The sequence below is a fragment of the Microbulbifer variabilis ATCC 700307 genome (genome assembly GCF_000380565.1).
Taxonomy (GTDB): Bacteria; Pseudomonadota; Gammaproteobacteria; order Pseudomonadales; family Cellvibrionaceae; genus Microbulbifer; species Microbulbifer variabilis.
The window spans coordinates 135,715-153,226 of record NZ_AQYJ01000021.1; the positions used below are offsets into that span (position 1 = coordinate 135,715).

Consider the following 17,512-nt stretch of genomic DNA (forward strand, 5'->3'; position numbering starts at 1 on the left):
GTGAGCTTGTGCCCAGAAAAAGGGGTAGGTATAGATCCGCTAATATATTTTTCTAAACTAGCTGCAGGCTTCGATCTCTGCGATTAAAGTTGTCATTAATTCACTTGCAGGTAAGGCTCTGGCTAATGGGGCGCCCTGGCCTGCCCATTGGACTGAAAAGTCCTCGCTGCCAGCATTGGCTGCTGCGGCGGCAAGTGCTTTACCTGCACTGTAGCATATAGGGTAGTCCGGGCGGGCAGGGGCATTTATATCCAGCTCTCGATAAAAGCGATTGCTGATTCCCCGGGCAGGGCGCCCGGAAATGTTAATGGTAATTGCGGTGTTGTGTGCCCGCTCACTCTGAAGGGATTTGCGAAAGGTATCATTAGCGGCGGATTCAGGGCATAGAACAAAAGCTGTCCCCATCTGCACCGCACTGGCACCGAGGGAAAAAGCTGCCTGGATACCGGCTCCATCCATTATGCCTCCTGCGGCAATAACCGGTAGGCGGTGTTGGCAGCTCAGTAGCCTTACTAGTGCCAAAGTGCCTAGCTCCTCATCAAGCTCTGGTTCGAATACACCTCTGTGACCACCGGCTTCTATACCTTGTGCAATTACGGCGTCAATGCCGGCTTCTTCAATAAGTTGTGCCTCTATAAGATTTGTGGCGGTAGCTAGAAGAGTAATACCTGCATCTTTCAGGGTGTCGATAGTGGATTGCTCTGGTAAGCCAAAATGAAAGCTGACTACGGCTGGCCTCTCTTCCAGAATTACTGACAGCATTTTACTATTACCGATAAAGCTATAGTAGGGCTCATGGAGTTCTTTAGGTGGTGTCGCCTTCAGGGCGGCAAAGTAAGGAGCGAGGTGGGCAAGCCAATCTGCTTCGCGTTTAGCGTCTGCAATAGCTGGCTGATGGCAGAAGAGGTTTACGTTAAATGGGGCGCAGGTTAGTGCCCGGGTTTGGCGGATTTGCTCTGCTGCTTTTTGTGGTGAACTTGCTCCGAGGCCAAGAGCGCCCAGGCCGCCTGCATTAGAAACAGCAGCGGCCAGTTCTGGGCTAGAAACACCTGCCATGGGTGCCTGGAGTATTGGGTGCGGAACTCCCAGTCTTTCCAATAGTGCTTGCGCCATCCCACCGGCCTCTCTGATATTTGTCTTACTACATTAAGGTAGTTTGCGCGCGGTAACTATACCGCGCTGCGGTTATTTCGAGTAGGTGGGGCAGGGCTATTTACAGGTGCAGGTTGAGTCCAATATAGGGACCTTTAATTTCGATATCGCTCTGCAGGTCGTCCAACTCTTCCAGGTCAAGGCTCATTACCCGATAGCCTGCCTCGATAGCCAAATCAATTGCCGGTACGAAATCCCAGCGTACTTTTGCGGTGAGGTCTGTGTGGGTATCACCTCGGTAGGCCGTACCATTACCTTGAGCAATAACCGACCAGCCGGTAAATGGCAGGTCGAAACGCGCCATAGCGTAGGCCATTGGCAAGTAACCGGTGAGGTCGACAGTTTCTGCCTGGGTTTCGCTTACCGCAGTAAATTCTCCGTCATACATGCGCGCAGTCAGGCCTATGTCTAAATTCACCCAGTTATCCAGCACTTCATAGTAGAAGGTGGCATCGGTGTGTGTAAGGGTGAGGTCAGTGGTGATCTCTGAGCCTACCAGGAAGGTTTCATCGTCGAAGGTTACAGAGCCCTCCAATAGTGCGGCACCATCGGTGTCAATCTTGCTGTGGGCTAACAGGATATTGGGGACCAGTGGTATCGGGTGCTCCAGGGCCGCCTGAATAAAGGTAATGTTGTCTTCGCTGAGGGAGAGATTGTCCAAATCATAGTCATCATTGCCAATGCCACCGGTGTAACCTGGGAGCCAGACGCCTGCTGTGGCATCAAAACCAAGTATGGTATCTGCGCTGGCAGTCGTGCAGGCGAGGAGGGCACTGAAAGCAATTGCGGTTTTTTTCATGGACTTCTCTCCGTGATGAATTTGTCGCGGAGTGTACAGATATATTTTTTATGTGCCGCTGTAAGTTGCACATTTTTACAAATCTTTTTGAACGGATAAGCAAAACTGGCGTGTAAAAGCGTCGTGCTGTTGGGGTTCAGCTCTCCGCCTCATTTAGTGTATTGCGATTGGCTCCGTATTCGTCAGCCAAGTCTCACTAAATGAGCTTGTGATATTTTTCCTTTTGCGCTGGTTTAATTGGCTGCTTCAAATAACATTTCTTGTAGGGCACTGGCGGCATTGCTCAAGGTGCGACCGCGATGACTGATGACACCCAGGTTGCGCAGCACCTGCAGTTTCTTCACTGGTAATACAGCGAGGCTTTCATCGACCAGCGTGTGGGGCAGTACACTCCAGCCAAGGCCCACACAGGCCATCATCTTGATAGTCTCCAGGAAGTTGGTCGCTAATTTGGCGCTGAGTTTTAGCCCTTGCGCATCAAACTCGCGTTTAATCAGGCGCCCGGTATAGGTATTGAGGTCCGGCAGTATGGCGGGATAGTCGGCCAGGTCGGCCAGTTCCAGCGCGGGAATTTTTGTCAGGGGGTGTTCTGGAGCGGCTACCACCACACAGGGGTCGGGCCAGATAACCTGTGCATTGAGGTGCGGGTATTCTTTCAGGGCCAGAGTTACAACTGCCAGCTCATACTTGGCTGCCATCAGTGCCTCATAAGCCTGTTCGGAATCCAGGAAATCGATATCGAGGGCCACTTCTGGATAGCGGTTACTGAACTCTCTAAGCACCGGTGGCAAGTGGTGCAGTCCCACATGGTGACTGGTAGCAATGCGCAAGCTGCCGCTCACCGAGTTGCTGAGGGCGCGTAACTCCCGCTCTGCATCACTGATTTCGTTGAGAATATGTCGGGCGCGGGGCAGTAGCACGCGGCCGGCATCAGTCAGCTGTAGACGCCGGCCGATGCGGTTGAATAATGTCGCGCCAAGTTGCTGTTCGAGGGCGGCGAGGCGCTTGCTTACCGCGGGCTGCGTCAGGTGAAGCTGAGTCGCCCCCTCGGAGACAGAGCCTCTCTCAGCAATTGCTAAAAATGCTTTAAGCCATTGAATTTCCAAATTTTTTAGCCTCGTTTTATGGGTTGCGGGAATATTGTTGGCGGTGTATGAAGCGACCCAGCTTACATGCTACTTCAGGATGAGCTTTGAATTCCATTATGGAATACTTGTGATAATAAATATAAATTGGTGTTATTTGTTGCTGCTGGGTAGACTCGTTCTCTAAACAATTGAGAGGACTGGCTGTGGCAGGGCAAACACTCTACGACAAACTGTGGCAAGACCATCTGGTCAAGACCAGTGATGATGGCTCGGCGCTTATTTACATCGACCGTCACTTGATTCACGAAGTGACTTCCCCACAGGCATTTGAGGGCCTTCGACTGGCAGGGCGCAGACCCTGGCGCAAGGATTCCCTAGTGGCGACACCGGATCACAATGTGCCTTCCGAGAGCACGGAGCGCGCCGCAGGCGTGAGCGGTATCCGTGACGATATTTCCCGCATTCAGGTACAAACTCTGGATGAGAACTGCCGGGATTTCGATGTGGTGCAGTTTGGCATTAACGAACCGGGTCAGGGCATTGTGCATGTTATTGGTCCTGAGACCGGGGCGACTCTGCCCGGTATGACCGTGGTATGTGGTGACTCACACACCTCTACCCATGGTGCTCTGGGCGCGCTGGCCCACGGCATAGGCACTTCTGAAGTGGAGCATGTCATGGCCACCCAGTGCCTGACCCAGAAGAAGATGAAAAATATGCTGGTGCGCGTAGACGGCGAACTCCGTCCAGGCGTTACCGCCAAAGATGTGGTGCTGGCGATTATCGGTAAGATCGGCACCGCCGGGGGCACTGGCTATGCGATTGAGTTCGGCGGTGAGGTTATCCGCAACATGTCCATGGAAGGTCGTATGACCGTTTGTAACATGGCGATTGAGGGCGGTGCCCGTGCCGGCATGGTCTCGGTTGACCAGATCACTCTCGACTATGTGAAAGGCAAACCCTACGCGCCAAAAGGTGGGCAGTGGGACAGAGCGGTTGAGGCCTGGAGTCACCTGCATTCCGATGATGACGCCGAGTTTGATGCGGTGGTGGAATTGCGCGGTGAAGATATCGAACCCCAGGTGAGTTGGGGTACTTCACCGGAAATGGTGGCCTCGATCAGTGCCAAAGTGCCAGATCCCTCTGCCGAAAGTGATGCTACCAAGCGTACTGGAATGGAGCGCGCTCTCGACTATATGGGCCTTGAGGCCGGGCAAAAGATTAGTGATATTCGCCTGGATCGGGTATTTATCGGCTCCTGTACAAATTCCCGGATCGAAGATCTGCGCGCTGCTGCTGAAGTGGTCCAAGGCCGGTACAAAGCAGATAGCGTCAAGCAGGTATTGGTTGTACCCGGTTCTCAGGCGGTGAAGGCTCAGGCGGAACAGGAAGGGTTACATGCAATCTTTGAGCAGGCAGGCTTTGAGTGGCGAGAGCCCTCCTGCTCTATGTGCCTTGCTATGAATGCAGATAAGTTGGGGGCTGGTGAACACTGTGCCTCAACCTCTAATCGCAACTTTGAAGGACGTCAGGGCTATGGTGGGCGCACCCACTTGGTGAGCCCCAGTATGGCGGCAGCCGCAGCAATTGCGGGACACTTTGTCGATGTGCGTGAAATGGCGACGGTGCGAGCGGAAGAGGAGATGGCCTGATGAAAGCGTTTACCCAACATGAAGGTCTTGTGGTGCCGATGGACCGGGCCAACGTGGACACCGACCTGATAATTCCCAAGCAATTTCTTAAGTCCATCAAGCGCACCGGGTTTGGCCCCAATTTGTTTGATGAACTGCGCTACCTGGACGAGGGATTCCCTGGGCAGGACTGCTCAAACCGCCCTGTTAATCCAGATTTCCCACTAAATTTCCCGCGTTACCAGGGTGGTTCGGTATTACTTGCGCGCGAGAATTTCGGTTGTGGTTCCAGTCGTGAGCATGCGCCTTGGGCGCTGGATGATCACGGTTTTCGTGCAGTTATCGCCCCCAGTTTCGCCGATATCTTCTTCAATAACTGTTTTAAAAACGGCCTGTTGCCGATTGTATTACCGGAGGAGGTAGTACATCAGTTGTTTGAAGAAACTCATGGGCAGGAAGGATATTCACTGACCATTGATCTGGAGCAGCAGCATGTGCGCAAACCCTGCGGTGAAGTGATTCCCTTTGAGGTAGATGCGTTCCACAAGCACTGCTTGCTTAATGGCCTTGATCACATCGGCCTGACATTGGAGCACTCAGAAGATATTCGTGCTTATGAAGAGGTGCGACGTGAAAAAGCCCCATGGCTTTTTGATGCGGTTCAGTAATTAAAGGAAATTCCTGTGACAAAGAAAGTAATGATTTTGCCGGGCGACGGCATTGGCCCGGAAATTGTTGAGCAGGCGATGGCGGTACTGGAAGTCGCGTCTGGAAAATTTAATTTGGGGCTTAGTTTTGAACAGGGGCTGATTGGGGGTTCCTCAATTGATGCCCATGGTGAGCCCCTCACCGATGAGGTGCTCAAGGCTGCTGGCGAGTGTGATGCAGTATTACTCGGTGCTGTTGGTGGTCCCCAGTGGGATACCCTGGAGAGAGAAATTCGTCCGGAGAAAGGCCTGTTGAAAATCCGCAGTGGCCTCGGCTTATACGCCAATTTGCGCCCGGCAATTCTTTACCCCCAATTAGCAGATGCTTCCTCCCTGAAACCGGAGGTGGTTTCAGGGCTGGATATTTTGATTGTACGTGAGCTGACTGGCGGCATTTACTTTGGTGAGCCTCGGGGTATCCAGACTCTGGAAAATGGCGAACGCCAGGGCTTTAACACCTATGTCTACAGTGAGTCGGAAATTGAGCGTATTGCGCGCAGTGCCTTCGAGGCGGCGCAAAAACGCAGCGGTAAACTCTGCTCTGTGGATAAGGCTAATGTGCTCGAAGTCACTGTACTTTGGAGAGAGGTATTGGATCGTCTGGCACCGGAGTACCCCGATGTTGAACTGTCCCATATGTACGTGGACAACGCTGCGATGCAATTGGTGCGTGCGCCCAAGCAGTTCGACGTAATGGTCACCGGTAATATGTTCGGCGATATTCTCTCAGATGCCGCCGCCATGCTTACGGGCTCCATTGGCATGTTGCCTTCTGCCTCCTTGAATGAAAGTGGTTTTGGCCTTTATGAGCCCTGCCACGGTTCCGCGCCGGATATCGCAGGGCAGGGTATTGCCAATCCATTGGCAACGATTCTGTCCGCTGCGATGATGCTGCGTTACTCCCTCAATATGAGTGAGGCAGCAGAAGCCATTGAGGCCGCGGTGAGCAAGGTGTTGGAGCAGGGGTTGCGCACCGCGGATATTTATACTGAGGGCAGCCAGAAAGTCACCACCGCAGAAATGGGGGCTGCCGTCGTCGCTGCACTTTAATCCCCGATTTCACTATCGCGCCGCTTTCCCGGCGGCGCACTTTGATCACATCACACACAGGATATCGCAATGCAAAAAATTGGTTTTATCGGCTGGCGCGGCATGGTCGGTTCGGTATTACTGGAGCGCATGCGCTCAGAGGATGACTTTGCCCATATCGTTGAACCGGTTTTTTTTTCCACTTCCAATGCGGGTGGAAAGGCACCGGATATTGACCGTGAACTGCCGCCTTTGGGCGATGCCTACGATATCAATGCATTGGCAGAGTTAGATGCGATTGTCAGCTGTCAGGGTGGTGACTATACAAAGGAGGTTTTCTCCCGCCTTCGTGACGCAGGCTGGAATGGCTACTGGATAGATGCCGCCTCGAGTTTACGTATGCAGGACGATGCCGTAATCGTTCTGGATCCGGTTAACCGTGATGTTATCGATCGCGCCATAGAAGCCGGGCAAAAGAATTTTATTGGTGGCAACTGCACCGTTAGCCTGATGTTGATGGCTCTCGGTGGTTTGTTTAAAGCCGGTATGGTGGAGTGGGTTACAGCCATGACCTACCAGGCCGCCAGTGGTGCCGGTGCCCGCAATATGCGGGAGCTCATTGGGCAGATGGGCGCTATTCGCGACGGTGTTAGCGGTGAGCTCGCCGACCCCGCCAGCGCGATTCTGGAAATTGATCGCAAGGTGGCTGCGGATATACGGTCGGTTGAATTTCCCACTGCCGAGTTCGGTGCCCCCCTGGCTGGCAGCCTTCTGCCATGGATTGATACCCAGCTTGAAAATGGCCAAAGCCGTGAAGAGTGGAAAGCTCAGGTTGAAGCGAACAAAATCCTGCAGACAACTGCTCCAATTCCGGTGGATGGTACCTGTGTGCGTATTGGTGCGATGCGCTGCCACAGTCAGGCTTTCACTGTGAAGCTGAAGAAAGACCTGCCTATGGCAGATATTGATCAGTTGATAGGTGCGGCAAATGAATGGGTCAGCGTCGTGCCCAATGATCGCGAGGCTACTTTACAGTCGCTGACTCCCACTGCCGTGACTGGCAAACTGGATATCCCGGTGGGGCGTCTGCGCAAGTTGAGTATGGGGCCTGAGTACTTGAACGCTTTCACTGTGGGGGACCAACTGCTGTGGGGTGCTGCAGAGCCCCTCCGCCGCATACTTCTGATTTTGCTCGGCAAGCTTTAATTGGTACGGCCCTGGATAAGTCCTCAAATGGCAATCTTTTTTGTGCCTATTAATGGAGGACTTTTCGCCAAGCTGTGAACCCCATCGCGTAAAAAGCCGCTACTGGTTGTCATAGCGGCTTTTTCGATTTTCCCTCACAGGTATAATCGCCCCTCATTTTTTCCTTTCCAATTTCAACGAAGTGAATAGCCATGTCCGAAGCCGCCCGCGAACTGGTCATCGTCGGTGTCGATAACGCCGCCTTTGCCCCTCTGCTGGAAATACTGGAGGAGCGGGAAATTATTACCGCTGAACAGCTGAGTTTGCTGGAGACCGAAGACCGGGAAGTGGACCCGCAGGTGTTTGCTAACCGCAATATTCCTGTGCAGTCCCTGGAAAAATTCGCTTTTAATGACCAGCAGGTGGTTCTCCTATTGAGCGCCGGTGATGCTGTTCAAGCCGCCATGGCTGCGGCCGAGCAAAATGATGCCTGGATAGTGGATGCGGCTGCCAATACCCGAGGCGATGAAAGTGCTGTTTTGATCCACCCGATGTTTAACAGTGGGGATCTGGCGAATGCAGATCGTCGCCTAGTTACCCTACCCTGTGCTGGTGCCGCCATGGTCGCGGAGGCCTTGGCCCCCCTGAAGGATAAGTTGCAGGCTATCGAAGTTCAGTTGAGCCAGCCGGTATCTGCGCTGGGGAAGGCTGCGATTGATTCAATGGCCGCACAGACGGCGCGTATGTTTAGTGGACAGGAGGCAGAAATTGATCCGGCGATCGGCCACCGCTTGGCTTTTAATTTGCTAAGCGCTAGCGAGGGGCTGCTCGCCAGTGGTCACACTGTGAGTGAGCTGACCCTGATCCATGATTTGCGCCGCCTGCTTGGCGAGAATGTTGCGGTGGACGCCAACATCAGCACGGTTTCCGTATTTCACGGTCAGCTGGCTAACTTGGGTGTTTCCCTGTTGGAAGATGTTGATTTGGAAAATGCGCGCGCATTGTTGGGCAATGGCGCTCGCCTGCAGTTGGCGGAACAGCCATCAGCAGAAAACGCAGTCGGCAGCGATGTGACAATCATCGGACGCTTGCGCCAAAGTCTACTTAATAAGCGTCAGCTAAATCTTTGTGCAGTATCAGACAACCTGCGAAAAGATGTAGCAATGAACTGTGCACAAATTGCTCACTTGTTGCTAAAAAACTACTGATATTTAATACTTAGCGGCCATAGTGAAGGTGTAATCTTAACTTTGGTCCGGCTGAGAGTGGCGAATTATTCACCACAGTTGGTGGCCGCTTGAAAGGCGGTCAATTAGTCGAACGATTACCGTTCAGTAATGGGGATTTTCTGAAGGCGCGCTTTTCGGAAGCCCTGGGAAGATTCTAACAATAAAGGGAATCGGATATGCGTGTGCGTAAGCTGGCACTTGCAGTTGGTCTAGTCGGTGCACTGGGAAGCAACGCGGCTCTAGCGCTCGGATTGGGTGAGATCAAACTCAACTCCACCCTTAATCAGCCACTTAATGCGGAGATCGGACTGCTGCAAACGCGCGGTCTGAACGACACAGAGATTAAAGTACGCCTCGCGGGGCCGGATGAATTCAATCGTGCCGGGGTGGAGCGCGCCTATTTACTCACTTCACTGCGCTTTGATGTGGATTATTCGGGTGCCAAGCCGGTTATTCGCATAACAAGCCGCGAGCCTATCCGTGAGCCTTTCTTGAATTTCCTGGTGGAGACTCGCTGGCCCAGCGGCCGCCTGCTGCGCGAGTATACCCTGTTGATGGATCTGCCGGCATTTTCGCCGAACACAGCCCAGCAACCGGTGCGTGCTGCTGAACGTGAACGCCAACAAGTCCGTCGGGATACTCCGGTACAGCGTCCCGCTCAACGTCCCCTCCAGCCAGCTCAACAGCCGACGGTTGAGCCGGACAGTGAGTTGGTTGGTGAACCTGCGACGGCGCAGCAGTCTGAGCCGGTTCGGCGCCAGCCGCAACGCGCTTCTTCTGTGGAAGACGCGGGCAGCAACAGCCAGGTTTATGGCCCGGTTTCCTCCGCCGATACTCTGTGGGAGATCGCCTTGGAAAATCGCGTTGGCCGCGAGTTTTCAGTGCAGCAGACCATGCTGGCGATCCAGCGCCTGAACCCTGAAGCCTTTATTAATGACAATATCAACCTGCTGAAAAAGGGCGCTGTTCTGCGCTTGCCCAATGCTGATGACCTGCGCAGCCTAAGCCTTACCGAGGCGATCTCCGAGGTTGCCCAGCAAAATGATTCCTGGCGCCAGCGTACAGGTGCGGAAGACATTGCTGCAGCTGCGCCCCTGGATGCCCGCGCTGTGGTCGAAGAGACCGTAGCCAATGATGTTGTTGAAGGGAGGGTAAGCTTGGCCGCTCCAGGTGATAACGAATCCGTTACTTCCGGTTCTGGCAGTGGAGCAGAAGACAGCGAAGCGCTGGATGGCGACCTGACAGTGGCAGAGGAAGAACTGGATAAATCGCAGCTGGAAAACACCGAGCTGCGCGAGCGCATCGCAGAGCTCGATGAACAGATTGACACCATGGAGGCTCTGGTCGATGTCTCCAATGAAGAGATGCGTGCGGTACAGGCAGCTGCAGAGCAGTCTGATCCTCTGCTTGATCCCAGTGAAATTGACTCTGCAGAAATCGATACCGTGCAGGAAGAGATGCTTGCCGCGAGTGAAGGTGAATCTCTCGATACAGCCGAGCAGCCTGAGGTGGAAACGGCTGCTGTAGAGCCGGAAGCGCGCAATCGCGTAGTTTCGGTCCAGACCAAGTCAGAGCCCACTCTCATGGAGAGGCTCGGCGATAATATGCAGTTCATCGGTATTGGGGCTGCCGGCTTGCTGGTCGGTATTTTTGGCTTCTTTACTTGGCGCCGCCGTAAAGCTGAGCAAGAGGCCGAGCAGCAGCTGGAGCAGGAAATGGCTGCCGAGCGGGCGCCAATAGAGATTCCGATGGAAAACGCGGAACCGGATGAAACCCTGGCCGCTGTTGAAAGCATGGAGGCGGATGATACTTTTGACCTTGGCGATCTTGGGGATGTGGGAACCGATGACCCTATTTCCGAGGCGGAAATTCATTTGTCGCTGGGACAGTATGAAGAGGCTGAGGCCAAGCTGTTACAGGGCCTGGAAAAAGACCCACAAGTGGTGGATGCGCGCCTGATGCTGATGGAGGTGTATGCCCATCATCAGGATGTAGAGAAATTTGACGAGCACTATCTGCAGTTGCTCAGTATTAGCGATGGCCCTGTGGCTGACCGCGCAGCGCGTTTGCGCGAAACCATTGCCGGGGCGCCGGATTTTGAAGCACCGTCAATGGATTTTTCCAGTGAATCCCTGGAAGCGGCGCAGTTGGATGATATCGGTGCAGCCCTGGACCAGGATTTTTCCAGTGCTGAACCGTCAACCCTCCCCGCTGATGATTTCAGCAGTGACACGTCGCTTCTCGATGATCTGACCATGGATCTGTCCCTGGGCGATGAAAAGCCTGTCGGCGCCGATTCCGAACAGGAGTTGTCCCTGGATCTCGACCTGGACACCTCTTTTGATGAGTCGGTTTCTGGTACTGACCCAGCTTCGGACCTGGAAAGCGAATTCAACCTGGATGACCTTGATCTCAATGGCGCACTGGAAAATGATGCGCAGTTGGCTGATAGCGAAACCCCATTGCAGGCAGATAATGATCTAAGCCTCGATGATCTGGATCTGGGTGAGCTGGACCTCGGCGATCTCAATTCAGAAGCTGGTGACCTTGGTGAGCCAACAGTGAAGGAGGCCTCTGGGGATGAGTTAGCGATAGATGCCTTCGATAGCGCTGAGTTGGACCTTGACTCCCTGGAGCTTGAAAGTGACAGTGCGGAGCCAGCCATTGAAAGTGCGGCTGCCGAGGCCTCTGAAGCCAAGGCCGGCGGGTCTATAGGTGGCTTGGACTTCGAGCTGGACCTCTCCATGATGGATGGTGAGGATGAGGTAAAATCGATTATTGAGGAGCCTCAGGCTGAAGAGCCAGCTGCTGAATTGGATCAGGACCTGGATCTTGATGCTATCGATATGGATCTCGCAGACTTGCAGAGCCCCGCAGGTGAAGCCGATTTGTCCCTGGAGGAGTTCTCTGAGGGTGAGCTTGAAATGATTGGTGGAGAGCTCGATTCCGAGTTGGATCTCGACAATATCGATCTCGATGATATTGCCGCGGATCTTTCCTCTCCTGATGAATTGGCAGTGGAAGCTGAAGCGGTTTCCAGTGAATCGGCTGAACTCGATAATAGTGGTGATTTGTCTCTGGAGACGGATCTTGAGCTGGATATGGCCTCGTTGGAAGCAACCGGTGAGGAGTTGTCTCTGGGCGGGGAGTCTATTGAGGAGGAGTTCTCTCTAGAGGATGAGCTTGCCCTGATTGATGAGTCTACTGATGGCGACCTTACTCTTGAGACTGGCGCGGATCTTGGCGAGGGGGCTATAGCCGATGAGCCTGGGCAGCTTGAGGCTATGGCTGAAAAAGAGCAATCTGGAGGAGAGTCTGAGTTTGCCGACTTGGATTTCAACCTGGAAAGTGACCTCAACTCGGAATTGAGCCTGCTCGAAGGCGGCGACGAGATGGGTACCAAGCTGGAATTGGCCCAGGCTTACCTGGATATGGGGGATAAAGAGGGCGCCAAGGATATCCTCAAGGAAGTGGCCCAGGATGGAGGCGGTGAGCATAGGAATCGCGCTGAGGAAATGCTGGAGCGTATGGTGTAAATTTTCTTGGTATTTCGCCTTAGGAAACCTCGCACAGGCTGCGAGGTTTTTTTATTGGGCTGGAGCATTATTTTCCTGTCCGTTAGGGGCATTAATCTGATTGATATTGCTGTCGCTCTGATATCGGGAGGGGCAAAGAGTGGTTTTTCAATATGATGCAGGCCAGAGAACGCGAGTACATTTATAAAACCAATGGAGAGGTTCCAGCGGGTGAGCGGTTGCCGGATGGGCTGCGTAGATTCGCTCTGGGGGTTGAGTATTGCGGTGCGCGATTGCACGGTTTTCAGAAGCAAAAATCAGCTGCGGAGACAGTGCAGGCTCACCTTGAGCGGGCTTTGTCCATTATCGCTGCAGAGCCCATAACGCTGGTCTGTGCTGGGCGTACTGACGCGGGCGTTCACGCCACCAATCAGGTAATTCACTTTGATACTCACGCCCAGCGCCCAGAACGGGCCTGGATACAGGGAGTGAATACCAAGCTGCCAGACTCTGTGCGTGTGCGCTGGTGTCGCAAAATGCTCCCGCAATTCCATGCACGTTTCTCCGCCCATGCGCGCAGTTACCGCTATTTGATCCACAGCGCGCCGACTCGTTCTGCCCACAGCGCAGCGGAAGTTACCTGGACCCAGCACTCCCTGGATCTCGGTGCTATGCGCGAGGGGGCAAACTACCTGATTGGCCGCCATGATTTTACCAGCTTTCGGGCCTCCCAGTGCCAAGCCAAGAGCCCGGTTAGAGAAATTACCCGCCTGGACGTTGCTCGTGTAGGGCAGCTGATCGTTCTGGAAGTAAGTGCCAATGCCTTCCTGCATCATATGGTGCGCAATATAACTGGGGTACTAATGGCTGTGGGGCGCGGAGAGCGGGCACCGATATGGGTAAAAGAGGTGCTGGACCAGCGCGACCGCTCGGCAGGAGGGGTTACAGCACCGCCATTTGGCCTTTATTTGGTGGATGTGCAATACCCGCGGGAGTTCCAACTACCCCAGTGTGAGCCTGGGCCACTTCTGGTGCCTTTGTCTCTGGGAGAGTTACCGGTTGTATGACTGGAATAGTTGAGTAGTAGTCAGAATGGCCTTATAGGTTAGGGTGGCACGCGTTTCACACCTTGCACCAATCTGCTAGTATCGGGAATTCCCTCGTTTTTGCTGGTCGGTCGGCTGGCTTCAGGTTTAGCAATGCAAGTGAAGATTTGTGGCATCACCCGTGCTGAAGATGCCCTTATGGCTGTTGATGCTGGCGCTGATGCGCTGGGACTGGTGTTCTACAAGGCGAGCCCCCGCTATATCGATCCCAAGGCTGCTGCCGCTATCGCCGCTGTAGTTCCTCCCTTTGTTACCTTAACAGGGCTCTTTGTGAATGCTGCACAGGGTGAGGTGGATCAGGCACTGGAGCTCGTGCCTCTTAACCTCCTGCAGTTCCATGGTGAGGAGGGAGCCCGTTACTGTGAACAGTTCCGCCGGCCCTATATAAAGGCCCTCCGAATGAAAGAGGGGTTGGATACCATTGCTGCAATGGAGGAACACCCTAAGTCGCGTGGTTTCCTACTGGACGCCTATCGCCCAGGGGTTCCCGGTGGTACTGGAGAGACCTTTGACTGGGATAGGGTGCCTCAAAGTAGCTCCAGACCCATAGTTCTGGCCGGGGGGTTGAACCCGGATAATGTCGCCAGTGCCATCAAAGCTGCGCACCCGCAAGGCGTGGATGTCAGCGGAGGTGTGGAACAGTCACCGGGTAAAAAAAACCCGCAAAAAGTAGCTGCCTTTATTCGTGCGGCGAAGGGTAGTCAGCTCGGTACCGCAGAGTAAAAATAGGTGGCACATTGAGGTGTCGCCCACCGGTGTTGGCCGGTAAATAAAAGTAGAGCGGAGTATCTACAACAGTAATGACCGGTAATGTTTAAAGTGGTTAGGAGTAGCGCTTTAATCAGTAGGTAAATAGACAGAAGAAATTTTTGTGATCGACGGAGTATGAGTGTGACTAAGCCAGGTGCTATTGATTTTTCCACCTTTCCGGATGCCAGCGGGCATTTTGGTCCGTACGGCGGTCGCTTTGTATCGGAGACACTGATCAGCGCACTGGATGAACTGCAGGCGATGTATAGCCGCTTGAAAGATGATCCGGAGTTTGTCGCTGCTTTTGACTACGATCTTGCGCACTATGTCGGACGGCCATCGCCCCTGTATCTAGCTGAGCGCCTGACAGAGCAGGCCGGTGGAGCGCGTATCTGGCTTAAGCGCGAGGATCTCAACCACACCGGGGCTCACAAGGTAAACAATACCGTAGGCCAGGCACTATTGGCCAAGCACAGCGGAAAAACCCGGGTTATTGCAGAGACCGGTGCGGGTCAGCACGGTGTAGCTTCTGCAACGGTGGCCGCACGTCTGGGATTACAGTGCACGGTTTATATGGGGGCGGAAGATGTTAAACGTCAGTCTCCCAATGTTTACCGTATGAAACTCCTGGGTGCTGAAGTAGTACCGGTGGAATCCGGCTCCAAAACCCTCAAAGACGCCATGAATGAAGCGATGCGTGATTGGGTTACTAATGTCGATAACACTTTCTACATTATTGGAACTGTTGCCGGCCCCCATCCGTATCCGCAATTGGTGCGGGACTTCAATTCCATTATTGGGCGTGAAGCGCGTCGCCAGAGCCTCGAGCATTTTGGCCAGCTGCCCGACGCACTGGTGGCCTGTGTGGGTGGGGGCTCCAATGCCATAGGCCTGTTCCACCCCTTCCTGAATGATGCCGATGTGAAGATGTTTGGTGTGGAGGCCGGTGGTGAGGGCCTGGCTTCCGGTAAGCATGCGGCGCCGCTCAACGATGGTATCCCCGGTGTCCTACACGGCAACCGCACGTACTTGATGGAAGATGAGGATGGCCAGATTATCGAGACTCACTCTGTTTCTGCAGGCCTCGATTATCCGGGTGTTGGACCCGAACACGCCTGGCTTAAAGATATTGGCCGCGTAGAGTACGTCACTGCTGATGACAAAGAGGCGCTCGATGCCTTCCGTCGCCTTACCCGAACCGAAGGTATTCTGCCGGCCCTGGAGTCCAGCCACGCTGTTGCATACGCGATGAAATTGGCTGCCAGCATGCAGCCGGAACAGAATATTGTTGTGAACCTTTCTGGTCGTGGGGACAAGGATATTTTTACCGTTGCCGCTATTGATGACATTGAGGTTTAACTGATTGGCGCCGGCTTGTTGAGGCGGGCAGGTGGCAGAGAATACAGACCAAGTGAGCTGGTGATAGCCAGGAGTAGCTCAGGGAATACACAGTGACAGAACAAAACAGAATTGACCGCCGCTTTTCCAGATTGCGCGGCGAGGGTCGTAAAGCCCTGGTAACTTATATTGTCGCCGGTGATGGTGGCCTGGAGAATACGGTACCGCTAATGCACCAGTTGGTAGCCAGCGGTGCCGACATGATTGAATTGGGGGTGCCTTTTTCAGATCCTATGGCTGAGGGTCCGGTAATCCAGAAGGGACATGAGCGCGCGTTGGCCAGTGGTGCCTCCCTGCGCAAGTGCCTGGCCACGGTGCGTGAATTCCGTCAGGTCGATGAGGAAACGCCAGTAATCCTGATGGGCTATGCCAACCCGATCCAGCGTATGGGGGAGCGGGAGTTTGCCGATGCAGCGCTTGATGCCGGTGTTGATGGGGCGCTTACAGTGGATCTGCCTGCGGAAGAGGCAGGTCCACTCAATAGCTTGTTGGCAGAGCGCAACTTGCGCAATATCTTCCTGCTGACCCCCACCACTACTGAGGAGCGTATTCGCGAGATTACCGGCCTGGCGAGTGGCTTTGTTTACTATGTATCCCTGAAGGGGGTAACAGGTGCAGGCCATCTGGATCTGGATTCAGTGCGCGACAACCTCGAGCATATCCGCCGCTTCACCGACCTGCCACTATGTGTAGGCTTCGGTATTAAAGACGGGGCCTCGGCACGCTCAGTAAGTGCCCACGGAGATGGCGCTGTAGTGGGGAGTGTCCTGGTGACGGCGGTGAATGAGGCGGCAGATCTGGTGGCAGCAAAGGAGAGGGTTGGCGCAATTGTCAGTGAGATGCGCGAGGCTCTCGACCGCTAATCTAGCTTGGTGTTCCGTTACAGGGCTGGCCAGAAAGCCAAAAATAGCGGCTGATCTGGCCGGGTTTGTAATTCTGCTTAGTGTTTTAATTCGTAGCCTGAAACTCACTGGTCGGTAAAATGAGCCGGCCTATTGAAAGTATCCGGATTTGGAAACGAGATGAGCTGGTTAGAAAAAATAGTTCCCGCGGTGATTCGCACCGAGCGCCGCGCAGGTAGCAGCAAGGTTCCGGAAGGCGTCTGGAAGAAGTGCGTCAAGTGCGACGCCATGCTTTACCGCCCGGAGCTGGAGCGCAACCTGGATGTGTGCCCTAAGTGCGACCACCATATTAGGATTGGTGCACGTCGACGGCTGGATATTTTTCTGGATGAAGAGGGGCGTGAAGAGCTGGCCACCGATGTATTACCGGTCGATCGCCTCAAGTTCAAGGATGTAAAAAAATATAAAGACCGCTTGCTGCAGGCGCAAAAATCCACCGGTGAAAAAGATGCCCTTATTGCCATGCAAGGCACTTTGAGGGGGGAGCCCCTGGTGGCGGTGGCATTTGAGTTTGCTTTCCACGGCGGTTCCATGGGTTATGTTGTGGGTGAGCGCTTCACCCGTGCAGCCCAGCGCGCCCTGGAACAGCGCATCCCCCTGGTGTGTTTCTCCGCTACTGGAGGAGCTCGTATGCAGGAAGCCTTGATCTCCCTGATGCAGATGGCCAAGACCTCGGCAGTGCTGGAAAAAATGAAGATGGCCGGGGTGCCCTATATCTCGATCATGACTGACCCCGTTTACGGTGGTGTATCGGCTTCCCTGGCCTTGCTTGGCGATATCAATGCGGCTGAACCCGGTGCCCGTGCTGGTTTTGCCGGCCCCAATATTATCGAGCAGACCATTCGCCAAAAACTACCCAAAGGTTTCCAGCGCAGTGAATTCCTGCTGGAGCACGGGGCGATTGATATGATCATCCCGCGCAGGGATATGCGCTCTACAGTATCGCGCCTGCTGGGCAAACTGAGCGGTAACTGATATTCCATCCCCCGTATCGGCAGCCGGTTACAATACAATCTGGCTG

14 protein-coding genes are annotated in these 17,512 nt (G+C 54.0%); 11 read left to right on the forward strand and 3 right to left on the reverse strand.

The window, feature by feature from the left end; genetic code table 11:
* Nucleotides 1-57: 57 nt before the first annotated feature.
* The 3 genes from G367_RS0103715 to G367_RS0103725 form a co-directional block, all read right to left on the reverse strand.
* Nucleotides 58-1,113 carry an NAD(P)H-dependent flavin oxidoreductase gene (locus G367_RS0103715; RefSeq protein ID WP_020411753.1) on the reverse strand — a complete coding sequence of 352 codons (1,056 nt, stop codon included), beginning with the start codon at nt 1,111-1,113 and terminating at the stop codon, nt 58-60.
* Between the two features lie 100 nt (nt 1,114-1,213).
* A complete protein-coding gene (locus tag G367_RS0103720; RefSeq protein ID WP_020411754.1) occupies nt 1,214-1,951 on the reverse strand; it encodes a TIGR04219 family outer membrane beta-barrel protein in 738 nt (245 codons plus the stop codon).
* A gap of 233 nt (nt 1,952-2,184) precedes the next feature.
* Complete coding sequence (locus G367_RS0103725) at nt 2,185-3,057, reverse strand: LysR family transcriptional regulator (protein WP_020411755.1); 873 nt, start codon at nt 3,055-3,057, stop codon at nt 2,185-2,187.
* Nucleotides 3,058-3,242: 185 nt separating this feature from the next.
* Here G367_RS0103725 and leuC point away from each other — a divergent pair, with 185 nt between their 5' ends.
* The 11 genes from leuC to accD all read left to right on the forward strand — a co-directional run bounded on the left by leuC (nt 3,243) and on the right by accD (nt 17,466).
* Nucleotides 3,243-4,691 (forward strand): 3-isopropylmalate dehydratase large subunit, encoded by a 1,449-nt coding sequence (gene leuC, locus G367_RS0103730; RefSeq protein WP_020411756.1) that lies wholly within the window; start codon nt 3,243-3,245, stop codon nt 4,689-4,691.
* The gene (gene leuD / locus G367_RS0103735) at nt 4,691-5,338 is read left to right on the forward strand and encodes a 3-isopropylmalate dehydratase small subunit (RefSeq protein ID WP_020411757.1); all 648 of its coding nucleotides are present in this window, start codon (nt 4,691-4,693) and stop codon (nt 5,336-5,338) included. The genes leuC and leuD overlap by 1 nt, the downstream gene beginning before the upstream one ends.
* A 30-nt stretch (nt 5,339-5,368) precedes the next feature.
* On the forward strand, nt 5,369-6,427 hold the full coding sequence (gene leuB / locus G367_RS0103740) for a 3-isopropylmalate dehydrogenase (RefSeq protein ID WP_425411203.1): 1,059 nt from the start codon (nt 5,369-5,371) through the stop codon (nt 6,425-6,427).
* A gap of 69 nt (nt 6,428-6,496) precedes the next feature.
* A complete protein-coding gene (gene asd, locus G367_RS0103745) occupies nt 6,497-7,612 on the forward strand; it encodes an aspartate-semialdehyde dehydrogenase (RefSeq protein WP_020411759.1) in 1,116 nt (371 codons plus the stop codon).
* Nucleotides 7,613-7,803: 191 nt separating this feature from the next.
* Entirely contained in the window at nt 7,804-8,799 is a 996-nt protein-coding gene (locus G367_RS0103750) for an Asd/ArgC dimerization domain-containing protein (protein ID WP_020411760.1), read from the forward strand.
* A gap of 197 nt (nt 8,800-8,996) precedes the next feature.
* Nucleotides 8,997-12,356, forward strand: coding sequence for a motility hub landmark protein FimV (locus G367_RS0103755; RefSeq protein WP_020411761.1), 3,360 nt, complete (start codon nt 8,997-8,999; stop codon nt 12,354-12,356).
* A gap of 152 nt (nt 12,357-12,508) precedes the next feature.
* The gene (gene truA, locus G367_RS0103760; RefSeq protein WP_020411762.1) at nt 12,509-13,402 is read left to right on the forward strand and encodes a tRNA pseudouridine(38-40) synthase TruA; all 894 of its coding nucleotides are present in this window, start codon (nt 12,509-12,511) and stop codon (nt 13,400-13,402) included.
* A 132-nt stretch (nt 13,403-13,534) separates the two neighbouring features.
* Nucleotides 13,535-14,164: a phosphoribosylanthranilate isomerase gene (locus G367_RS0103765; protein ID WP_040628161.1), complete on the forward strand. Its 630-nt coding sequence runs from the start codon at nt 13,535-13,537 to the stop codon at nt 14,162-14,164.
* Between the two features lie 162 nt (nt 14,165-14,326).
* Nucleotides 14,327-15,550 (forward strand): tryptophan synthase subunit beta, encoded by a 1,224-nt coding sequence (gene trpB / locus G367_RS0103770; RefSeq protein WP_020411764.1) that lies wholly within the window; start codon nt 14,327-14,329, stop codon nt 15,548-15,550.
* A gap of 92 nt (nt 15,551-15,642) precedes the next feature.
* Nucleotides 15,643-16,452, forward strand: a complete 810-nt coding sequence (gene trpA, locus G367_RS0103775) for a tryptophan synthase subunit alpha (RefSeq protein WP_020411765.1) — start codon at nt 15,643-15,645, stop codon at nt 16,450-16,452.
* A 159-nt stretch (nt 16,453-16,611) separates the two neighbouring features.
* On the forward strand, nt 16,612-17,466 hold the full coding sequence (gene accD, locus G367_RS0103780) for an acetyl-CoA carboxylase, carboxyltransferase subunit beta (RefSeq protein ID WP_020411766.1): 855 nt from the start codon (nt 16,612-16,614) through the stop codon (nt 17,464-17,466).
* Nucleotides 17,467-17,512 lie beyond the last annotated feature (46 nt).